At 59.4% G+C, this 22,291-nt stretch carries 19 protein-coding genes and 1 tRNA gene; all 20 read left to right on the top strand.

Annotation, left to right across the window (positions count from 1 at the left end; genetic code table 11):
* Window positions 1–129: 129 nt before the first annotated feature.
* The 20 genes from BGO89_01285 (at window position 130) to BGO89_01380 (ending at window position 22,289) form a co-directional block, all read left to right on the top strand.
* Complete coding sequence (locus BGO89_01285; GenBank protein ID OJX61243.1) at window positions 130–687, top strand: hypothetical protein; 558 nt, start codon at window positions 130–132, stop codon at window positions 685–687.
* 46 nt (window positions 688–733) lie between these two features.
* The gene (locus BGO89_01290) at window positions 734–1,588 is read left to right on the top strand and encodes a hypothetical protein (GenBank protein OJX61244.1); all 855 of its coding nucleotides are present in this window, start codon (window positions 734–736) and stop codon (window positions 1,586–1,588) included.
* Between the two features lie 30 nt (window positions 1,589–1,618).
* Complete coding sequence (locus tag BGO89_01295) at window positions 1,619–3,481, top strand: cytochrome c oxidase subunit I (GenBank protein OJX61245.1); 1,863 nt, start codon at window positions 1,619–1,621, stop codon at window positions 3,479–3,481.
* Between the two features lie 31 nt (window positions 3,482–3,512).
* Complete coding sequence (locus tag BGO89_01300; protein OJX61246.1) at window positions 3,513–4,697, top strand: hypothetical protein; 1,185 nt, start codon at window positions 3,513–3,515, stop codon at window positions 4,695–4,697.
* A gap of 3 nt (window positions 4,698–4,700) precedes the next feature.
* Window positions 4,701–5,651, top strand: a complete 951-nt coding sequence (locus BGO89_01305) for a protoheme IX farnesyltransferase (protein ID OJX61247.1) — start codon at window positions 4,701–4,703, stop codon at window positions 5,649–5,651.
* Between the two features lie 26 nt (window positions 5,652–5,677).
* Window positions 5,678–6,292: a hypothetical protein gene (locus BGO89_01310; GenBank protein OJX61248.1), complete on the top strand. Its 615-nt coding sequence runs from the start codon at window positions 5,678–5,680 to the stop codon at window positions 6,290–6,292.
* A 9-nt stretch (window positions 6,293–6,301) separates the two neighbouring features.
* Window positions 6,302–6,619 (top strand): hypothetical protein, encoded by a 318-nt coding sequence (locus BGO89_01315; protein ID OJX61249.1) that lies wholly within the window; start codon window positions 6,302–6,304, stop codon window positions 6,617–6,619.
* Between the two features lie 5 nt (window positions 6,620–6,624).
* Window positions 6,625–7,185 carry a hypothetical protein gene (locus BGO89_01320; GenBank protein OJX61250.1) on the top strand — a complete coding sequence of 187 codons (561 nt, stop codon included), beginning with the start codon at window positions 6,625–6,627 and terminating at the stop codon, window positions 7,183–7,185.
* 22 nt (window positions 7,186–7,207) lie between these two features.
* Entirely contained in the window at window positions 7,208–7,639 is a 432-nt protein-coding gene (locus BGO89_01325; GenBank protein ID OJX61251.1) for a hypothetical protein, read from the top strand.
* Between the two features lie 14 nt (window positions 7,640–7,653).
* Window positions 7,654–7,908 (top strand): hypothetical protein, encoded by a 255-nt coding sequence (locus BGO89_01330; GenBank protein OJX61252.1) that lies wholly within the window; start codon window positions 7,654–7,656, stop codon window positions 7,906–7,908.
* Window positions 7,909–8,025: 117 nt separating this feature from the next.
* Entirely contained in the window at window positions 8,026–8,706 is a 681-nt protein-coding gene (locus tag BGO89_01335; protein ID OJX61253.1) for a hypothetical protein, read from the top strand.
* Between the two features lie 34 nt (window positions 8,707–8,740).
* Window positions 8,741–11,788, top strand: coding sequence for a hypothetical protein (locus BGO89_01340; protein ID OJX61254.1), 3,048 nt, complete (start codon window positions 8,741–8,743; stop codon window positions 11,786–11,788).
* A 90-nt stretch (window positions 11,789–11,878) separates the two neighbouring features.
* Complete coding sequence (locus BGO89_01345) at window positions 11,879–13,255, top strand: hydrogenase (protein ID OJX61371.1); 1,377 nt, start codon at window positions 11,879–11,881, stop codon at window positions 13,253–13,255.
* Window positions 13,256–13,289: 34 nt separating this feature from the next.
* The gene (locus BGO89_01350; GenBank protein OJX61255.1) at window positions 13,290–13,826 is read left to right on the top strand and encodes a hypothetical protein; all 537 of its coding nucleotides are present in this window, start codon (window positions 13,290–13,292) and stop codon (window positions 13,824–13,826) included.
* Window positions 13,827–13,912: 86 nt separating this feature from the next.
* On the top strand, window positions 13,913–14,458 hold the full coding sequence (locus tag BGO89_01355) for a hypothetical protein (protein ID OJX61256.1): 546 nt from the start codon (window positions 13,913–13,915) through the stop codon (window positions 14,456–14,458).
* A gap of 120 nt (window positions 14,459–14,578) precedes the next feature.
* A complete protein-coding gene (locus tag BGO89_01360) occupies window positions 14,579–15,691 on the top strand; it encodes a hypothetical protein (protein ID OJX61372.1) in 1,113 nt (370 codons plus the stop codon).
* 42 nt (window positions 15,692–15,733) lie between these two features.
* The gene (locus BGO89_01365) at window positions 15,734–17,137 is read left to right on the top strand and encodes a dihydrolipoyl dehydrogenase (GenBank protein OJX61257.1); all 1,404 of its coding nucleotides are present in this window, start codon (window positions 15,734–15,736) and stop codon (window positions 17,135–17,137) included.
* 13 nt (window positions 17,138–17,150) lie between these two features.
* Entirely contained in the window at window positions 17,151–17,786 is a 636-nt protein-coding gene (locus tag BGO89_01370) for a lipoyl(octanoyl) transferase (protein OJX61258.1), read from the top strand.
* A gap of 248 nt (window positions 17,787–18,034) precedes the next feature.
* Window positions 18,035–18,110, top strand: a tRNA-Gly gene (locus tag BGO89_01375).
* Window positions 18,111–18,296: 186 nt separating this feature from the next.
* A complete protein-coding gene (locus tag BGO89_01380; protein ID OJX61259.1) occupies window positions 18,297–22,289 on the top strand; it encodes a hypothetical protein in 3,993 nt (1,330 codons plus the stop codon).
* The last annotated feature ends 2 nt before the right edge of the window (window positions 22,290–22,291 follow it).

Genomic DNA, 22,291 nt, shown 5'->3' on the forward strand with positions numbered 1-22,291 from the left:
AACCGGTATTGCGCATATGAAGGCACGGAATCGCATCCGGGCTTTCAGGTTACCTCCCGGCCTCGTATTTTTGGTCGTTTTTGTGCCATGGCCGTCATGAACGACAACGACTATCAAGGATAACCCTCCATGCAGGCATTGGGTACCGGTGGACGAATGGGCGCGACGATGCGCATTCTGATGATTGTTGCCACGGCAGGACTTCTGGTGTCCTGTAACGTGAGCGGCTTTTTCACGAGCTACGGCGACGATCCGGCATGGGTCGACCCCGATGCGAAAAAAGCCGATGCAGGCGGAGGCGATCAGGCTGGGGGCCCGGGCAAGGCCGTATATGGCCGTATCTGTGCTTCGTGCCATCTGGGCAACGGCAAGGGGGTACCTGCCAATAACATTCCGCCGCTCGCAGGATCCGAGTTCGCCCAGGGCGATCCGACCGTGCCGATCCGTATCGTCCTTCACGGATTCCGTGGACCGATCGTACGTGGCGGCGCCAACATCAATGGACAGATGGCTGCATGGCAGGATCAGCTCTCCGACCAGGACATCGCCGACGTGCTGACGTACGTACGCAGTTCCTTCGGCAATTCGGGAGCAGCGATAACGGCCGACGAGGTGAAGGAAGTTCGTGAGAAGACGGCTTCCCGCGTGGTGCCGTTCACGGAAGCCGACCTGCAACAGCCCCTGTAAGGCCAAACACAACACACGGAAACAACGATACACGGAGCTTCTGGTCATGAACGATATCCTGCGCGTCTTCGATATGCTCTCCTGGTTCCCGGAGAACATCAGCACCTTCGGTGCGGATCTGGACGCCCTGTTTGCAGTGATCTACTACCTCTGCGTCGGGATCTTCTTCCTTACGTTCGGTCTGATGATCATCTTCCTCATCAAGTACCGTTTCAGGCCGGAGCGCCGCGGCTACAACTACCACGGCAACAACATCGTGGAAGTGACCTGGACCATCCTGCCGACGATCCTCTTCGCCAGCCTCGGTGTGTATTCCGACGATATCTGGGAACAGACGAAGTATTCCAAGCGCGTGCCCCAGGCCGACGTGGAAATGCTCGTCCTCGGCAAGACCTACGGATGGTACTTCCTCTATCCTGGTGCCGACGGACAGTTCGGCCGTAATGCCCACAACACCCGCCAGTGCCGCGAGCTGATGAGCGCAACGAATCCCTTCGGTATGGACAGCACCGATCCCAAGGGCTTCGACGATATCGTGACCGAAAACCAGTTCCGCATTCCCGTCAACGCCAACGTCGTCATCCGCGGCTCGTCCATCGATGTGCTGCACAGCTTCTTCCTGCCGAACATGCGCGTGAAGCAGGACGTCATTCCGGGAACGTGGATGAACATCTGGTTCAATGCCTTCAAGACAGGGAAGTACGAGCTGGCCTGCGCCGAGCTCTGCGGCGGTGGCCATTACGCCATGCGCGCAGAATACCAGATCCTGTCCAAGGCCGACTACGACAAGTGGCTCGATCAGAAGGATGTAGAGGTCAAGGCCGCCCGTGCGCCCCAGGCGCCTGCACCGGCGACGCCGGAAACGGCAGATTCGACCAAGCCCGTTGCCTCACTCCGCTAACAACGAATAACGAAACGAGGAATCGTCATCATGAGCACAGCAACACTACACGCGCCCGAGTCCGCCTCCGAGGAGCACGGACATGAGCACCATGCGCTCCCGTGGTACAGGCAGTATCTGTTTTCGACGGACCACAAGGTCATCGCGAAGCAGTTCATGCTCGTATCGCTGTTCTTCCTCTTCGTAGGCGGGGCCTTCGCGCTGTTCATTCGCTGGCAGATCGCCTATCCGGGCAAGCCCGTTCCCGTGATCGGCTCCATCCTGCCGGATACGTGGGTGACGGAACCGGCGAGCGGCGTCATCACGCCCGAGTTCTACGCCCAGTTGCTGTCCATGCACGGCACGATCATGATCTTCTTCGTCATCATCCCGCTCGCGGTCGGGATGTTCGGCAACTTCTGCATACCGCTGATGATCGGTACGGACGATATGGCGCTGCCGCGACTCAACATGTGGTCGTTCTGGCTGATGCCGCCCGCCGGTCTCATCATGATGGCCGGATTCTTCACCGAAACCGGATACGGCGGGGCGGGGTGGACGTCCTATCCACCATTGTCGGCCGTCACGACGCTGCCACCGATGGTGTTGAGCGGACAGACCCTCTGGTTGATATCGCTCTTCCTCGTCGGTTTCTCGTCCATCATGGGCGCCGTCAACTACGTCACGACGGTCCTGAACAAGCGCGCCAAGGGAATGAAGCTGTTCGACATGCCGCTGACGGTATGGGGTATCTTCATCACGGCCATCATCGTCACGCTCGGAACGCCCGTTCTCGCGAGCGGTCTGGCGATGCTGTTCATGGACAACTTCTTCAAGACGAGCTTCTTCCTGCCCGACCACCTCGTGACGGCTTCGTCCCACGGCTTCAACGTCGGTACGGGCCAGCCCATCCTGTGGCAGCACATCTTCTGGTTCTACTCGCACCCTGCCGTCTACATCATGATCCTGCCCCTCATGGGCATCGTGAGTGACGTGCTGTCGACCTTCTCGCGCAAGCCGATCTACGGATACAAGGCAATGGTGTTCGCCATCGGAGGCATCGCCTTCCTCGGCTTCATCGTCTGGGGGCACCACATGTTCCAGTCGGGCATGAATCCGCTCCTCGGTACGACGTTCATGCTCTCGACCATCGTCATCGCCGTTCCGTCGTCCATCAAGGTCTTCAACTGGCTGGGTACGCTCTGGCGTGGTAACATCAAGTTCTCGACGGCCATGCTCAACGCCCTGGCCTTCGTCTCGATGTTCATCATCGGCGGTCTCTCGGGGATATTCATGGCCTCGGCACCCGTCGACATCTACATCCACGATACGTACTTCATCGTGGCCCACATCCACTACGTGCTCTTCGGCGGATCGCTCTTCGGCATCTTCGCCGGTATCTACTACTGGTATCCGAAGATGTTCGGCAAGATGCTGAACGAGTCATGGGGACGGAAGCACTTCTACTGGACGTTCATCACGTTCAACTTCACGTTCTTCCCGATGCACATTCTCGGCGTGGGCGGTCACATGCGCCGTATCTACGATCCGAATGTCTACGACTTCCTCAAGGGTCTGGCTGGCGTGAACGAATTCATCACGATTTCGGCCATCGCCCTCGGCTTCTCCCAGCTCATCCTGATCTTCAACATCCTCTACTCGCTCAAGTTCGGCAAGAAGGCCCCGCGCAATCCGTGGCGCGCCAACTCGCTCGAATGGGCAGCTCCGGCACATCCCGGCCACGGCAACTTCGATCGCGACATCACGGTGTATCGCGGACCGTACGAGTACAGCGCCGCGGGCCGCGAGCTGGATTACTGGCCGCAGTGGGAGCCGGGCAAGTCGGTATCGGTGCATCACCATACCATCGTAGTGGACGACCAATCCGAGAACAACGTCTTCGGAGCGCACTGACGCGGAGTCGGTGAAACCAGGGCATACCATCATGAACACTTCCGACAACGACCGATCGATCACGAGGCTGCACTGGATCAGTGTAGCCTTGTGTATGCTGACGTTCGGACTGATCGTCTGGGGTGGTCACGTCAACACGACGCGATCGGGGATGGCGTTTCCTGACTGGCCGACGTCCAATGCCGCGCCCATGCTCACCTATGCACCGTCGGAATGGCTTACCGTTCCCGACCGGTTCTGGGAGCACGGACACCGGCTCTTCGCGAGCGTCGTCGGTCTCGTCACCGTTCTCGTGCTGCTGGTCTCGTATCGCTCCATTCCGCGTGAACGACGCGCGGGCAAGAGCATCATGGCGCTCGACGGCTTCATATTCCTCGTCGTGGCCACGGCCCTCGTAGGCATCAACTCCATGCCGGGTGGGTTCATGGAAGCCGTCATGACCCTGCTTGCCGTCTGCCTCGCGGCCTTCCTCGTCCGCGCTTCGCGCGAGAAGGATGCCGTACGCGTGCACTGGCTCGCCCAGGCGGCCTTCGTGGGCGTCTGCCTGCAGGCCTGCTTCGGCGGATATACCGTGCGCAACAATCTTCCCGACTGGACATCGACGACGCACGGCATGCTCGCCGAGATCTATTTCATGATCGTCATCGGCATCGCCCTGCTCACCAGCAAGGCATGGCGCAATCAGCAGCGTGGTGGCCGTATTGCGACGGCCGGACGTACGACGACCATGATCGTCTGTACGACGTGGGCCCTGACCTTCGTGCAGTTCTTCCTCGGCGCATTGACGCGCCATACCGATGCCTGGGGTGTGAGCACGAGCTTCCCGCAGTGGAGCGACGAAGGGTTCTTCCCGTCGTCCGAGCTCCTGCAGTACGCCCAGGTCGTCATCCATCTCACACACAGAACGACGGCCTATGTCGTGGCGCTCCTCGTCGTGATCCAGTGGGTCATGATCTGGCGCCGCCGCAGCGACTTCCGTCGTGTCGCACTCACGTCGACGGCGGCCCTGGTCCTCGTCTTCGTACAGATACTGCTCGGTGCCGCCATCCTGTGGACGGCGCGCGGCGAGCTGGCGACGACGCTCCACGTCATGACCGGCGTGGTGTTGCTCGCACTGAACACCATAACCATGTATACGATGTTGCGATTCCACGTCGCCCCGTCGGGCCGTGCGGATGTCATGCATTCCGTGGCCGTAGGGCAGGGGAGTCGATGAGGCATGTCGACGCACGACCACGATATCGCCGCCGGAGTGTTACCTGCAACGGACGCCGTCATGGAAAAGACGGCATCCGATGGAATACTGCGGCAGTACTACGAGCTGACCAAGCCCGGCATCAGCCAGATGGTGGCGTTGTCGACGCTCGCGGGCTACTACCTGGCGATACCGACGGATGTGATGACGGCGGTGCGTTCCATGGATTCGTGGCTGCACTTCGGTGCCACGATGGTCGGCACGCTCGCCATCAGCAGCGGAAGCTGCGTGATGAATCACGTGATGGAACGCGAGCACGATGCGCGGATGAAGAGAACGTCCACGCGACCGCTTCCCAGCGGACGTATCACGGCAGGGGCGGCGACGGTCTTCGGAATGGCTCTCACCATCGTCGGTGCGGCCCTCCTGTGGAACGTCAACATGCTGACCTTCCTGCTCGCTGTGGCCACGTGGGCCTTCTATCTCGCGGTCTATACGCCGATGAAGCGGACGTCGTCGCTGGCCCTTCTCGTAGGAGGCATTCCTGGCGCACTGCCCTTCGCAGGTGGTTGGACGGCCGTACGGGGAACGATGGACGCTCCTGCATGGGTGCTCTTCGCAATCCTCTTCTTCTGGCAGATGCCGCACTTCCTGGCGCTGTCGTGGATGTATCGCAACGACTATCGCGAAGGCGGTTTCGTCCTTCGCGCATTGCAGGACGACAGCGGGAAGGTACTCGGTGTGCAGATGACGCTCTACAGCGTCTGCATGCTCGTATCCATCCTGTTCCCGACCATTCTCGGTGTCACGGGCTGGCTCTATGCGGCCGGGGCATCGCTACTGGGACTATGGCTTACGGCCGAATCGGTGCGCTTCGTGCGTATTGGTGATCATGCGGCGGCGCGACGTGTCCTGTTGACGTCCTATGCCGTTCTCATGGGCGTGCTGTTCCTCATGTTCCTCGACAAAGCATAAACGACCAATCATTACACAGGTGGACCATGTCGATCGCGTTGAATCTCTCGCATGAGCCGGTAACCAAGATACCGAACGGAAAGCTGGCCATGTGGGCGTTCCTGGCTTCCGAGCTCATGTTCTTCTCGGGCTTCTTCGGAGCATTCATCGTTCTGCGCAACAGCAACTACGAGCTGTTCGGTCAGGGTTCGCACCACCTGAGCGTGCCTCTGGCGCTGACGAATACCTTCATCCTCATCGCCAGTTCACTGACGATGGCGCTGGCCATCCTCAACCTCGAGCGTGGCAACAGAAAGAACTTCCAGTTGTTCCTCGGCCTCACGATTCTCGGAGCCTTCGGCTTCCTCATCGTCAAGACCTTCGAATACAGCGCCAAGTGGCATGACGGTCTGTTCCCGGGACAGGAGAACCACACGATCTTCTTCTCCTTCTACTTCCTGATGACCGGCTTCCACGCCCTGCACGTCATCGGCGGTATCATTCCGATGCTCTACATGTTCTCGAAGTCGTTCTCGAAGAACGGATACGACTATCCCGTCAAGGTCGAAGTTCTCGGTCTCTACTGGCACTTCGTCGACCTCATGTGGATCTTCATCTTCCCGGCCCTGTATCTCATGATTCCGTACCACGCCGGACACTAAGGAGCAACTATGTCATCGCACGAACACGGTAATCCGATCAAAGAGTACATGAAGGTGTTCTACACCCTCTGTGGACTGACGTTGCTGACCGTCGGCGCTGCGGCATTGCCGTTCCCGCATTCGGTACTGGGCATCCCCGGAGACGTGGCTCACGTAGGTGTGGGTATCATCATCGCCCTCATCAAGGTCGTGGCCGTGATGTACATCTTCATGCATCTCAAGTTCGACAACCCGTTCATCCGTTTCTTCGTTTATGTTCCCGTATTCCTGTTCTGCGTGCTGACGTTCGCGCTGAACTTCCTCGAGTCGTGGGCATACACTCGCTAACGGTCGTGGCCCTCGTGGCCACGGTGCTGGCGGCCTGTACTCCGAAGGCGGCAGAGCGGCAACCGGCCGCGGACCCCGAAGGCGTGCATGCACCGATGCGCAAGGCGCCTGTCGTACGTGGGACGGACGAGAATGGGCGCGAGTTCTCATCCACCGTATTGAACGGGAAGTGGTGGATCGCATCGTTCTTCTTTACGACGTGTCCGAGCGTCTGCCCGGCACTCAATACCGTGCAGGCAGGCCTGCAGAAGGAGTTCGGCGACCGCGTCCGGTTCGTGTCGATAACGACCGATCCGGAGACCGACACGCCGGAAGAGATGAAGCGATACGGAGAAGGATTCGGGGCGAAGCAGGGCATCTGGCACTTCGTGCGGATGTCGGCGGACTCGGTCCGCGAGCTGTCGGTCAAGGGATTCGCGCTGATGGACCCGGTCGAACCGGAGATGCACAGCACGCGCTTCGTTCTCGTGGATGGAGAACAGCGTATCCGGGATTACTTCGACAGTGCGGATACGGCGCGGGTCGCGCAATTGAAGACGATACTATCTCAGTTGAAAGCCGACTGAGGCGAACAAACGACAAGGGATCATGGACTGGTTACCGGCAGTGAATGCCACGTTGAATGGGATAAGCACGGTACTGTTGCTGACTGGCCTGCGCTTCATCAAGCGCAAGGAGATCGCGAAACACAGACTGTGCATGCTGACGGCCTTCGTCGTCTCGATCGCATTCCTCGCATGCTACCTGCTGCACAAGGTCCATCTCTATCAGACGACCGGATCCTACAACACGACGTTCAAGGGTACGGGCGGCTGGCGCATCTTCTACTTCATCCTGCTGTTCACGCACGTCGTGCTGGCGGCAGTGGTACCGGTCCTGGCCAGCATCACGCTGTTCCGCGGACTGAAGATGAAGGTGGAGAAGCATCGACGGATAGCACGTATCACGTTTCCGATCTGGCTCTACGTATCGGTGACCGGCGTGCTGGTGTACTTCATGTTGTATCAATTCTTCGCCTGACAGCGGAGGCAGCGATGATGACGCGATTGATCGTTTCGGCATTCGGATTGTTCCTGCTCGCGAGCTCCTATGCCATGGCCTGTCCGGCATGCAAGGACAGCTACGTCAAGGGATCGCAGAATGCTTCGGTCGGAGAGTCCTACTCGTGGTCGGTACTCTTCATGCTGGCCGTACCGATGACGATACTAACGGTGTTTACCGTCGTCATCGCACGGCGTATCAAAGCGGTGCAACGTGTCGGTTCGGACGGCTCCGGCCACGTTGAATAACTGCGGTTTTTTCAGGATATTTGCGCGACTTTTTCCAAAGGGTAGTGAATGTTCTCACGCCGGTTTGATTTAGGTGTCAAGGTCGGTGGCGCTGTTGTCGCGACGGTTGCGGCAGCGGTGTTTCTCGTAGGCTACTTCGGCTTCCGCAATGACGTGGCCGACGTCGGTTATCGACCCGAACAACCCGTTCCGTTTTCGCACAAGCTGCATGCGGGCAATCTGCAGATCAGTTGCCAGTACTGCCATACGGGTGTCGAAGTATCGGCACACTCGCCCGTACCCAGTACGCAGACGTGCATGAACTGCCACACGCTCGTGAAGTCCGACAGTCCGAAGCTCAAGCTCGTACGCGAGAGCTTCGAAACGGGAACTCCGATCGAATGGGTGAGAATCCACAAGGTGCCCGACTACGCGCACTTCAACCACAGCCGCCACATCCGTGCGCAGATCGACTGCAAGTCGTGCCACGGCCCCATCGAAGAAATGGGTGTGGTGTCGCAGTACAAGCCCTTGACGATGGGATGGTGTCTCGACTGTCACCGCAATCCGGAAGATCGTATCGTGGGAGCCCGGCCGATATCGGGGATCTTCACCGGTGTGATGCACGACGTCAAGAACCTGAAGGACAGTGCCTATCTCTACACGCCTATCAAGGCACAGGTGGCCGAGGCGAAGCCTCTCACGGAACCGGCATTCGGGGCGTATCAAAGTCCCGTACCGGCACACCAGGTCGACGGTATCCCTCATCCGAAGCAGGCCGGTCTCGGACCGGAGAACTGCTCGTCGTGCCACTATTGATCTCCCTCTGAAAAAACATCTTCTAGGTTAGCATATGTCTGATCGTTCGCTCCACGCTTCGAACGCGACCACCTGGAAAAGCATCGAAGATCTTGCCGCCGGCAACAAGGCCGGCGAGCAAGGCGAGTTCGCCGAAGGCGCAACGACTGCGCCCGTGATGGACACGCCCGTCAGCCGTCGTGGGTTCATGACGCTGATGTCGGCATCGATGGCTTTGACGGCTGCCGCGTGCAGGCGCCCGGAACAGAAACTGGTCCCTACCGTCAAGTCCCTGCAGACGCCGACACCAGGCCTGCCCGTCGACTACGCCACGGTGTATTCGCATCGCAACGCGGCATACGGCGCCCTCGTCCGCAGCAGGGAAGGGCGTCCGATCAAGGTGAAGGGCAACGAACTCCATCCGAGCAACAGGGGTGGGGCGTCGTCGGAAATGCAGGCCACCATGCTGTCGCTTTATGATCCCGATCGTATTCGCCGCACGCGAATCAACAAGGGAATGACGACGTACGAGAACGCCGTGACCAGGATCGCCGACGCCGCGCGTGAAGCCCAGGCGGCAGGGAAGAAGGTCGCCGTTCTCATCGACGATCACGCATCGCCCTCCTATGCGGCGCTCATGAACGAGATCTCGACGGCGATGCCGTTCATCACGTTCGTGACGATGCCCGCCATCGTTTCCGACAATGCCGCCACCGCCAACAAGGCCGTTCTCGGCATCGACGGCGAACTTGTGCCCGATATCTCGAAGGCCAAGGTCATCGTTTCCGTCGAAGCAGACATTCTCGGTACCGACAAGCTCGCACTGTATCACACCGGACGTTTCTCGGAGAACCGCGTTCCTACCTCGGAAAAGCCCGAGATGTCCCTTCTCATCATCGCCGAGGCACAGTATTCGCTGACGGGTGCCAATGCCGATGAGCGCGTGAAGCTGCATCCGTCGCAACTCGAAGCCTATCTCGCAGTCATCGAAAAGAACGTCGTCACGACCGGTGCCATCGGTGCCGAGCTCGCATCGGCGGCCGAAGGCGCGACGGTCGCCGCTGCCGAGCGTGCGGCCGCCGCGCTGAAGACCGCTCACGGACATGCCGTGGTGCTTGCAGGCGCCCATCTCTCGCCGCGTGCCCATGCCATCGCCCTCAACATCACGAACGCACTCGAGTCCGTAGGCACGGGCAAGGTCATCGACCCGGCCTGCGTCCTTCCGTACAGCCATGCGAAGTGGCCCGCCATCGAAGCCCTGCGCAACGAGATGCAGAATGGTGCCATCCACACCGTGATATTCAGTGACGTCAATCCCGAATTTTCCGCCGATCGCGCATTCCGCACGGCCCTCGCCAAGGTGCCGAACCGGTTCGCGGTCAATCTGTACGAAGATGAAACGGCACGACTCGCCACGCTCAGCATTCCGGCTACGCACTGGCTGGAATCGTGGGGCGATGCGGTTTCATGCGATGGTACGCTCACGGTACAGCAGCCACTGATCGCACCGCTGAACGAAGGCATCCTGTCCATCCAGGACACGCTGATCGCCGTCGCGAAGAAGATAGATCCTGCCTTCCTCGGCGAGACGGCTTCGTACTACACGTATGTCCAGAATCGCTGGCTCTCGCAGGTCGGTGGACAGCAGGCCTGGAACAAGGTACTGCAGGACGGTGTCCTCGCACCGTCGGCCACGGCCGTTTCCACCGCCGTCGTCAACGCCGCTGCCGGTTCGGCACTGCCTGCGCGGGTCGCTCCTGCCGGCATGGTCGTCATCGCCACCCCCTCGCTCGCCATCTATGACGGCAAGCTCGCGAACAACGGCTGGCTGATGGAACTCGCCGACCCCGTCACGAAGATCACCTGGGACAACGTCGCATTGATCAGCCCCAGGACGGCCGTCTCCCTGGGTCTCTGTCCGAGCGACGCGCCCAAGGACGTCGTCAAGGCCAACGAGAAAGTCATCGTCGTCACGACTGCCGACGGTTCGGTCGAGCTGCCTGTCTGGGTTCAGGTAGGTATGGCCGACAACGTGATCGCCACCCAACTCGGCTATGGCCACACGACCGGTGGTATCGTCATGACGGGTGTGGGCTCCAACGCCTATCCCGTGGCGCCTGCGGGCAACACCGTCGCCTACGTCGCGGCCAAGGCTTCCGTCGAAGAAGGCAAGCGTCATCGCATCGCCACGACGCAGAACCACCATACGCTCGACGATGGTCATGGCGAACGTGAAGTGGCCAAGGCCATCACGTTCGGCGACGTCAAGGACAAGAAGTTCGAATCGTTGCATACGCACTTCCCGGACCAGGGGACGGACGGCAAGTTCCTCATTCCGCTCTCCGTCACGCCCGACTATCAGTACAAGGGGCATCGGTGGGGGATGGTGATCGACATGAGTGCCTGTACGGGATGCTCGAGCTGCGTCATCGCCTGCCAGAGCGAGAACAATATCTCCGTCGTAGGCAAGGAGCAGGTGCTCAAGGGACGTGAAATGCAATGGATCCGTCTCGACCGGTACTATGCCGGCGACATGGAGAATCCGCATACGATCAACGAGCCCATGCTCTGCCAGCATTGCGAGAACGCACCGTGCGAGAACGTCTGCCCGGTTGCCGCAACCACGCACTCGCCCGAAGGTCTGAACGAAATGACGTACAACCGTTGCGTCGGTACACGGTACTGCCTCAACAACTGTCCGTACAAGGTTCGCCGCTTCAACTTCCTCAACTTCAACACCGAACAGCGTTCGCCGCTCGATCTGGTCTTCAATCCGGACGTGACGAACCGCATGCGCGGTGTGATGGAGAAGTGCACGTTCTGCGTGCAGCGTCTGCACGAAGCCAAGTATCACGCCAAGGATCAGGGCCGTACGCGGGTCCTGGACGGCGAGGCCGTCGTGGCATGCCAGGAAGCATGCCCGGCTGGTGGTATCATCTTCGGCGACATGAACGACAAGACCAGCCGTGTATCCAAGGCTATGCAGAACGAACGCGGTTTCAAGGTTCTCGAAGAGCTCAACGTCCGTCCGTCGGTTACCTACCTCGCCAAGGTACGTAACGTGGCAGGCACGGCAGCGGCGAGCACTGGACATCATTCCTAACGCAGTACAACGAACAGTTCACAGGATGTCGACATGAGTGTCGTCCAGGAACAGGAAAAATTTCGGAACGCTTCAGCGCACGACGAGCCGGTGCGCGAGCCACTCGTGCTTGGAAATCCAACCATTCACGACGTCACGGTTCGCATCGCCAGCATCGTCGAGACGAAGATCACCACCAAGTATCTCTTGACGCTGGGCTTCACGCTCACGTTGGCAGGGTGGGGATTGTTCGCGCTCTACTACACGGTAACGAAGGGTATCGGCGTTTGGGGTCTCAACAATCCCATCGGCTGGGGTTGGGACATCACCAACTTCGTGTTCTGGATCGGTATCGGCCACGCCGGTACGCTGATTTCGGCCATCCTCTTCCTCTTCCGTCAGAAGTGGCGTACGGCCATCAACAGATCGGCGGAGGCCATGACGATCTTCGCCGTGGTCTGTGCCATGACGATGGTGTTGACGCATACGGGGCGGCCGTGGCTGTTCTACTGGCTGCTGCCGTATCCCAACCAGATGCAGATGTGGATCAACTTCCGGTCACCGCTGGCGTGGGACGTGTTCGCCGTGAACACGTACTTCACGGTGTCGGCGCTGTTCTGGTTCGTCGGTCTCATTCCTGACCTCGCCACGCTGCGGAACTACGTCAAGAACGACGTCGCGAAGAAGATCTACGGCGTGCTCTCGCTGGGATGGACGGGCTCGACGCGCCACTGGCACACGTACGAAATCGCCTACATGATCCTGGCCGGTATCTCCACGCCGCTCGTACTCTCGGTGCACTCCGTCGTGAGTTTCGACTTCACGGTAGGTATCCTGCCTGGATGGCACACGACGATCTTCCCTCCGTACTTCGTTGCCGGTGCCATCTTCTCCGGCTTCGCAATGGTGATGACGCTGCTCGTGATCGCTCGCGAGATCCTCGATCTCAAGCAGTTCATCACGCTCAAGCACCTGGACAACATGAACAAGATCATGCTCGCGACGGGTATGATGGTGGGCTACGCCTACGGGATGGAATTGTTCATCGCATGGTACTCGGGTAATCCGTACGAGCTGTGGGTCTTCATCAACCGTGTGTCCGGCGACTATGCATGGGCATACTGGACGATGGTCACGTGCAACGTCGTTTCGCCCCAGGTCTACTGGTTCAAGAAGCTGCGTCGCAACATCCCCCTCATGTTCATCATCTCGATCTTCATCAACATCGGTATGTGGTTCGAGCGCTTCACGATCATCGCGACGTCGCTGCACCACGACTTCCTCCCCGCATCGTGGGGATACTATTCGCCGACGTGGGTCGAGATTTCCATCTTCGTGGGAACGTTCGGCATCTTCCTGACCCTCTTCCTGCTCTTCTCCAAATTCGTTCCGGTGATCGCCATCGCCGAAGTGAAGAGCATTCTGCCCGGTGCCCAGCCGAAGCATCACCATCATGGTGAAGGGCATCACGTGGGACAGGGACATTGATCAACGAAACGAACGCTAGAACAAGGAACGCGACATGAGTGCAACTCCCATCGGCGTCATCGGAGAATTCACCGATCCCAACGCCATCACCGAAGCGGCCACGAAGATCCGTGACGCTGGATACAGGAAGTGGGACATCCACACGCCGTATCCGGTACACGGCCTGGACAAGGCCATGGGTGTAAAGCGGACGATCCTGCCGTACTTCTCCTTCCTGGGACTGTTGGGCGGTCTGTCCACGGCTCTCGGCCTCCAGTGGTGGACGGGTGCCTACGACTACAAGCTCAACATCGGCGGCAAGCCGTTCTTCGCATGGCAGTTCTCGATTCCGGTGGACTTCGAACTGTCCATCCTCGGAACAGCCATCCTTACGGTCGTCGGCCTCTTCCATCTCTGCCGTCTGCCAACCTGGTACAACGACTATCAGGAAGACGCCAGCTTCAAGAAGGCTACGGACGATACGTTCGTGGTGACGATCGATGCCGATGACGACCGTTTCTCCGCCGAGGGTACGCTGGACTTCCTGCACCGCCTGGGTGCATCCAACGCCCACCTCGTGACAGCTCCGTAATTGACCACTACCACGATCGACCGCAGATCATGAACTCATCTAAACGCAAGCTTCCGATTATCTGGATCGTGCTCGGCCTGGCCGCTATGGTCTTCGTCGTGCTCGTTCTCTGGGGCAAGATCACATGGTTCAGCACGGAGCGACCGGTGGAATTCCTGTCCAACATGGACCACCAGTTCAAGGCCATCCCGCAGTCCGCCAACGCCTTCTTCGCCGATCGCAAGAGCGTTCGTGAACCCGTCGAAGGTACGGTTGCCCGTGGCCAGAACGTCTATCCGCTCGCCCAGGGCGATCTGGACAAGGTCGATTCGACGAACGTCAATCCCGGTCTGCCGAAGACGCCCTTCGTCCTCGCCCGTGGTCAGAACCGCTTCAACGTCTTCTGCTCGCCGTGTCACAACTACGATGCAAAGGGCGAATCGCGCGTCGCCAAGCGCGGCGAATGGGCCGGTATTCCGAACCTGACGCGTCCCGAAACGTCCGCACTGACGGATGGGCGCCTCTATCATATCATCTCGGCAGGGCAGAACCTCATGCCCAGCTATGCCGACAAGATCTCGCCGACCGATCGCTGGGCGATCGTGTATTACCTGCGGTCCCTGCAAGGGGCTGAATCCACGAACGCACAATAAACGGGAACAGTGAACATGTCTCAGGTCAATCTTGGATCGACGCCACTCATCGCCAAGGTCCAGCGTCTTGGTCTCATCCTGCTGGTCGTAGGAGTCATCGGCTCCATCGCGACGTACGCGGTGAGCGGGCTCGAGCGTTTCATGGCCGACTACATCCTCGGCTTCTGGTACTTCGCCGGTATCAGCGTGACGATGATCTTCTTCTCGGCGCTGCAGTACCTGACGCGTGCCGGCTGGAGTTCGTCCATCCGCCGTATCGCCGAGAACTTCACGGGCTTCATCCCGTGGATGGCCGTCGGCTTCCTGCCGATCGTCGCCCATATCTTCATGTCGCCCCATCCCATCTACGAATGGGTTCACGGTGTTCATGAGGATCCGCTCCTCATGAAGAAGGAAATCTATCTCAACACGACATTCTTCGTGGTCCGCCTCGGTCTCTATGCACTGCTGTGGTTCGCCATGTACAGGCATATCGTGGGGAACTCCATCAAGCAGGATACGGCCAACGACATGGAGCCGACGAAGCGTAACTGGAAGCGCGCCGCGCCGTGGGTGCTCGTCTACGCTCTCACGATTTCCTTCTGCTCCTTCGACCTTCTGATGTCGCTCGAACCGCACTGGTTCTCCACGATCTTCGGCGTCTATACGTTCGCCGGCCACTTCGTGGCGGCCATCGCCTGCATCACGATCATGACCGTCGCCCTCTACAAGGCCGGTCATCTGCGCGAGTACATCACGGAAGAGCACTTCCATGACCTCGGCAAGCTCATGTTCGCCTTCTCGGTGTTCTGGACGTACATCGCGTTCTCGCAGTACTTCATCATCTGGTATGCGAACCTTCCCGAAGAAACGATCTACTTCACCTCGCGTATGGAAGGTGGCTGGGAGTATTTCTTCTATGCCCTCATCCTCGTGCACTTCATCATCCCGTTCGCCGTCCTTCTGCGCCAGGATGTGAAGCGCAAGACGACCGTCCTCGTACTGGCCGCCGTCATCATCCTCGTGTCGCACTTCATCGACCTCGCATGGATCATCATGCCTGCCGTCGCGAAGGTCGTGGCCCATGGTTCGGGCGCCCATCATCCGCAGGTGATGTTCTCGTGGCAGGAATTGACGGTATGGCTCTTCTTCGCCGGACTGTTCCTGTTCACGACGGCTCTCAACTACAAGAAGAACAATGCCGTTGCCATCAACGATCCGCTGTTGCACGAAGGCGTCGAATACACGTCCTGAGTGCGGCGTTTCGCGAATCCCAAACCAGAGTCCCAGAACACAATGAATCAGCATACGTTCGACGTCGTCGTCATCGGTGGCGGCCCCGGTGGTTATCCTGCCGCCATTCGTGCACAACAGCTCGGCAAGACCGTCGCCTGCATCGAGCGCGACCGTCTGGGTGGCGTCTGCCTCAACTGGGGGTGCATTCCCTCGAAGGCCCTGCTCAAGAACGCCGAGTACATGAACTTCCTGAAGCATGCCGATGACTACGGCTTCGGCATCAAGAACGTGGAAGTCGACTTCCCGAAGGTGATCCAGCGCAGCCGTGGTGTCGCTGATCGCATGAGCCAGGGTGTGAACTTCCTCTTCAAGAAGTACAAGGTCACCCAGATCAAGGGTCATGGCTCGATCAAGAATACTACGACGGTCGAAGTCAAGGACGAGAAGGGGAACGTGACGGACGTGATCACGTGCAAGAACATCGTGATCGCCACGGGCGCCCGCCCGCGCACGATTCCCGGTATCGATGTCGATCGCGAGACCATCCTCACGAGCACGGAAGCCATGCTCCAGCAGAAGGTTCCGGGTTCGCTCATCGTCATGGGTGCCGGTGCCATCGGCGTGGAGTTCGCGTACTTCTACAATGCCTACGGCGCCAAGGTCACCATCATCGAAATGCAGGATCGCGTCCTTCCCGTCGAAGACGAGGAAGTGTCGAAGGAACTGCGCAAGACCTTCGAACGCGAAGGCATGACCATCGTCACGGAAGCCAAGGTCCTGAGCGCGAAGAAGAAGGGCAAGGGTGTCGAGATCATCATCGAGAAGAAGGATGGCTCGAAGGAAACGCTCAACGCCGATCTCGCACTCAACGCCATCGGCGTCCAGGCCAACATCGAGAACATCGGCGTTGAGAACGTCGGCATCAACGTCGAGCGAGGCTGGATCAAGGTCGATCAGTTCTGCCGCACGAACGTGCCCGGCATCTATGCCGTGGGCGATATCGCCGGGGCACCGTGGCTTGCACACAAGGCCACGGCCGAAGGTATCGTCGTCGGTGAACACATCGCCGGACATCACACGGACGGCGTGGACTACAAGAACATTCCCGGATGTACCTATTGCCAGCCCCAGGTGGCCAGCATCGGTCTTACGGAAAAGAAGGCCAAGGAAGAAGGCTACGAAGTCAAGGTCGGCAAGTTCCCGTTCACGGCCAGCGGCAAGGCACACGGCATCGGCAAGCCCCAGGGCTTCGTCAAGCTCGTCTTCGACGCGAAGTACGGTGAACTGCTCGGTGCTCACATGATCGGTCCGGACGTCACGGAGCTGATCGGCGAGCTCGGCCTGGCACGTACGCTGGAAGCGACGGGCCAGACGATCTTCAAGACGATCCACGCTCACCCGACGCTCAGCGAAGCCGTGATGGAAGCCGCAGCGATCGCCTACAACGAGTCCGTGAACTTCTGACGTACGAACGATCATGATCGCAGTCGAACGATGGGGTCTGATCCCTTTCGACGAAGCTTGGGAACGCCAGCGAGAGCTGGCGTTTCGCGTTGAACGGGGTGAGGCGCCGAATACGCTGGTACTGTGCCAGCATCCTACGGTGATCACCGTAGGCCGCAACGGCACGGATGCCAATATCCTCGCCGCAGGGCCCCTGCTGGAAGCCCAGGGCGTCTCCGTGGTCCCCATCGACAGGGGAGGCGACGTCACCCTGCACAATCCCGGTCAACTCGTGGGATATCCCGTCTTCAACCTGACGACCCTCAAACCGGACCTGCACTGGTATCTGCGGACGGTGGAGGATGCCATCATCGACACCGTAGCTGCCTACGGTATCATCGGTGGCAGGGTGGACGGTCTGACAGGGGTATGGGTGGATAGCCAGCGCAAGGTCTGCGCCATCGGAATCCACTGCCGGAAGTGGGTCGTGTATCATGGCTTTGCCCTTAATGTTGTCAACGACTTGCGAGAGTTTCAGTATATCGTTCCGTGTGGTATTTCGGACCGTGCCGTGACGTCGATCGCCGCCGAAGCGGGTCGGCCGGTGACGATGGACGAGGTGGAGGCGACGGTCGTCGATGCGTTCCACCGCAGGTTTACGATGTCGTAGTGCATCGGCCCACCCATCGGCCCGGTTTCACCTGTTTTCGGGACAAGGCATTGTAAATCAAGGGCCTTGACTAGAGGGCAGGAGCGGAGGTCGCGATACTCACGTCGAGGTCCGGTAGTTGTGGATAAGGATGTGGATAACTGCATCCCATCGCAAAATCAGAGTCTTACGGCTGCAATACCGCGATAAGGCAAAAAAGCGGTTGACTGGCATCGGAGTGAGGCGTAAGTTTGTACCAGTTCTTTGCTGCGGGAATAGCTCAGTTGGTAGAGCACAACCTTGCCAAGGTTGGGGTCGCGAGTTCGAGTCTCGTTTCCCGCTCGACGACGCGAGTCGTCACTTCCTCTTTATGCTGCATGCCTTGCCGTCTCATTCCCCCCTGATGGCGAGGCATTTTTTTATGCCGTAACTTTTTCGCGCCGATCCATACAATACCATGAACGTAGGCCGTCTGTAATGGCCACACACAACCATGGTTCATCAGTGAGCATCGATAGCTCCGGGGTTCGCATGCAGCGATTCACGCCTCAACGCATTGCAGCATCGTTACGCCATCTCGTCGTTCTTCTTCTCGCATCGTCGATCGTATATGCGGTACCGCTTCCGCGCGGGCTGACGATCGACAGGTCGACGGAGAAGGTCTTCACGTTCTCCTATGAGCCCGTCATCGACAGGTGGGATACCGTGATGGTAGATGGCAGGGAGATGCTGCGTCCCCGTATCGCCGATGCCGGCATACGGCAGTCCACGGACGGCCGCACGGTCCAGTGGGTCGTCAGCTTCGATCTGACCGTGCCCGGACAGGGTGCATGGACAGTGGACAGGGAGACGGCCATGGTGGCGACCGTGACATCGAGACCGCTGGCCCTCGCACCGGATCGCGATCCCTCAGGCCGTATACTCCGCACGAGCGCCATCGTTCCCGAACATTTCACGGTGACGTACACCGGTATCGCCCGCAACCGCCACATCGCGACGGTGGAATTCGTCGTGGCGCAGTCGGACGGTGGCACGACGAAGCTCTACACGCAGCACCATCATACGATCGGGTTCACGCAACCGGCCGGAACGGCTCGGAACGTAACGACGAATGCCATCGGTGACGTCGCCGACTTCACGCTCAATCATGGCGACGTGCCGTGGAGGGTCAGTGTGGCCGTGAATAACGTCATGGCCAAGGGTGGCGACGGAATCCAGGCGTCCGAGCGTCTCGACAATGCCTTCCGTATCACGATCGACCGTGAAGGGATCTACCGTATCACGGCCGACGAGCTCCGCAAGAACAACATCCCCGTCGATGCCGCCACTGCCCGAACCATCAAGATCTTCGGAAGGGGAGGGCTGGAACTCGACGAACGTGTGGCGGCCGCCACGCAGAGCGAACTCATCGAACAGGACATCATCATCCGCACGAAGGCCGGCGGTGAGATCGACGACATCCTGTTCTATGCATCGGGTCCGGCGGGCTTCGTCAACAGGTCCGGCGCCATCAGGCACTACATCCATCACTACGCCACCACGAGCGGCTACCTGCTGACCTACGGAGGCTCGGACGGCCATCGTGCGCAGGTACGGCCTGCAGCGACGGGAACGCCCGCCCGCATCACGACCGTCACCGGCCGGCTGTTCCAGGAGGACGAGCTCGTCAACGCCTACAGTTCCGGGTCCGGACGTCGCTGGTACGGTCGTACGATCGAGAACGGCGGAGCTATCACCATCACGACCCTGCTGCCAGGTCTCGTACGATCGGGAGCCGTCGACTATCAGTTCTCCGTCGCCCATCGCGGATCGGTCTCCGGTCTCGCCACGATGTCCGAGAACGGCACTCCTATCGCCCAGCGGGTCATTCCGCCCGTGGCGGAATACATGGACACGCGCAACGCCCAGGTATCCGGTACCTTCGATGCGTCGAAGATTCCGGCCGACGGCCGCAGCGTCCTGAAGTTCGCCTACGCATCCGACGACAAGGCATCGACGGGCCTGGTCGACTATTTCGAAATCCATTATCCCCGTGCCCTTCAGGCGGCGGATAACGAATTCGAGTTCTGGAGCGATTCCCTCGATGCAGGCATCTATGAATGGGTCGTCAATGGCTTCTCGGGCGACGTCCTCGGATTCGACGTCACCGATCGCACCCGGCCGAAGCAGATCGAGAACATCGCCGCGACGGGTGGTATGTTCGGTATCCGCGAGACCATCGGCGACACGAACGAACGTCGGCGCTACTACATGTCGGGAGCGTTCCGTACGACGTCCCTGCAACGCATCGAGTATCCCAACCTGCGTACGGTACCGCGGAGCGGCGAACTCATCGTCATCACCCATCCGTCCCTGCTGCAGTCCGCCCGCGACTACGCTACCTATCGTCAGGCACAGGGCGAGCATCGCGTGGCCGTCGTGACGACGGAAGAGATCTTCAACGAATTCAGCTACGGTATACAGGATCCTACGGCAATCCGTGACTTCCTCGGTACGGCATTCTCCAGATGGACGCCTGCTCCGCGCTACGTCCTGCTCTGGGGCGACGGACACTACGACTACAAGAATCTCTCGACGTCGGCGGTGAACTACATTCCGCCGTACGAATCCGACGAAGCTGATGGATTGTCGGACGGGCTCATCACCTATACGTCGGATGACTTTTTCGTTTGTCTGCTCGGTGAGGATGCACGTCCGGAAATGGCCATCGGTCGTATGCCCGTGACGTCGGAAGAGATCGGACGCCGTCTGCTCGGCAAGATCGACCGCTACGAACATTCGTCGTCCGAGGACGACTGGCGCACGCGTATCACGCTCATCGCCGATGACGGTCCTACCAGCGATGGCCAGACCGACCGTGCCCTGCACCTGTCGCAGAGCGAGGACCTCAACTACGGCTTCGTTCCGCAGGAATTCCAGGCCCGCAAGATCTACATGGTGGAGTATCCCACCGAGAACGTCGCCCGTGGACGTCGCAAGCCCGCCGTCGAGCAGGATATGCTGTCGGTGATCAACACGACGGGAAATCTTATCCTCAACTGGATCGGTCACGGCAATCCGCGCGTATGGGCGCATGAGAATATCTTCGTGCGCGAGACGACAGTTCCGCAGATGACGAATACCAACAAGCTCTTCTTCCTCACGGCCGCCACGTGCGACTTCGCGCGATTCGACATGACGGAGAACCAGTCGGGTGCCGAAGAGCTCGTGTTACTGGACAAGGGTGGCGCCATCGGCGTCTTCAGTGCGGCACGTGTCGTGCTCGCCATCTCCAACGCCGAGATCACGCAGAAGTTCTACAGCGAAATGTTCAGACGCGAAGGGGACGGACGCTTCCCGCATCTCGGCGACATCATGTATCGCGTCAAGCAGGCGCGCAGCAATCCGAACGATCAGAAGTTCTTCCTGCTCGGCGATCCCGTCATGCGTCTGCTCGTTCCCGATCGCAAGGTGACGTTCTCCACGATCAACGGGCAGGATATCACCGATTCGAGCCGCATTCTCCTTCCGGCCCTGTCGAAGGTTCACGTCACGGGCCATATCCAGGCGCTCGGGGCGGCGGCGACGGACACTTCCTTCAATGGTGCCGTCACCGTTTCGCTCGTCGATGCCGAATCGAAGGTGACCGTGCAGGACAACGACAAGTATCAGACGATCAACATCTTCAAACGTCCAGGTGCAGCACTTTCACGTACGAGTGCGAAGGTGGAGAACGGTATCTTCACGGCCGAATTCGTCGTGCCGAAGGATATTTCGTTCTCCGCACAGGCGGCGACGCTCTACGGCTATGGCGTCGATGCCGACAGGACGTATGCGATGGGAGCCACGAACAAGCTGACGGTGGATGGTGTGGCCGACATCACCTACAACGACACCGATGGTCCGGACATGAAGATCTTCATGGATTCGCGCTACTTCAACTCGGGAGAGATAGTACGGCCGAATCCCATCCTCATCGTCGATCTCCAGGATGCCACGGGCATCAACACGACGGGCATCGGTATCGGTCATAACCTCGAAGCCGTGTTCGACAAGGGGCTGCTCATCGAGAACCTTACGAATACGTTCTCGACGTCGCTCGAGAACAGCAGGGCGGGTACCGCATCCAAGCAGATCTTCGGCCTCGGCCCTGGCCTGCACACGGTGCATGTCCGTTCATGGGACGTGCTGAACAATACCAGTGAGGTCATGACCCTGTTCAGGATCGCCGACGCGGGCGAAGGTGTGGTGACGGGCGGGATGCAGAACTATCCCAATCCGTTCGCCGACGCGACGAGGATCCGGTTCAAGCACAATATTTCGCAGCCCTTTACGGCATCAGTACGGATATTCGGTCTTGAAGGACGTCTCGTCTTCGAACGTCCGATGGAACTTGCGGATATGCAGACCGCGGAAGTGACCTGGGACGGGCGCGACGACAGCGGTTTCCAATTGGGCAGCGGGATCTACGTTTGTGTCGTTCGGGTAACGGCTGCGGATGGCACCGTTTCGGATGTCAGCGGTAAACTGACCCTCATTCGTTAATT

It is taken from the genome of Candidatus Kapaibacterium thiocyanatum, assembly GCA_001899175.1.
In the GTDB taxonomy this organism is placed as follows: domain Bacteria; phylum Bacteroidota; class Ignavibacteria; order Kapaibacteriales; family Kapaibacteriaceae; genus Kapaibacterium; species Kapaibacterium thiocyanatum.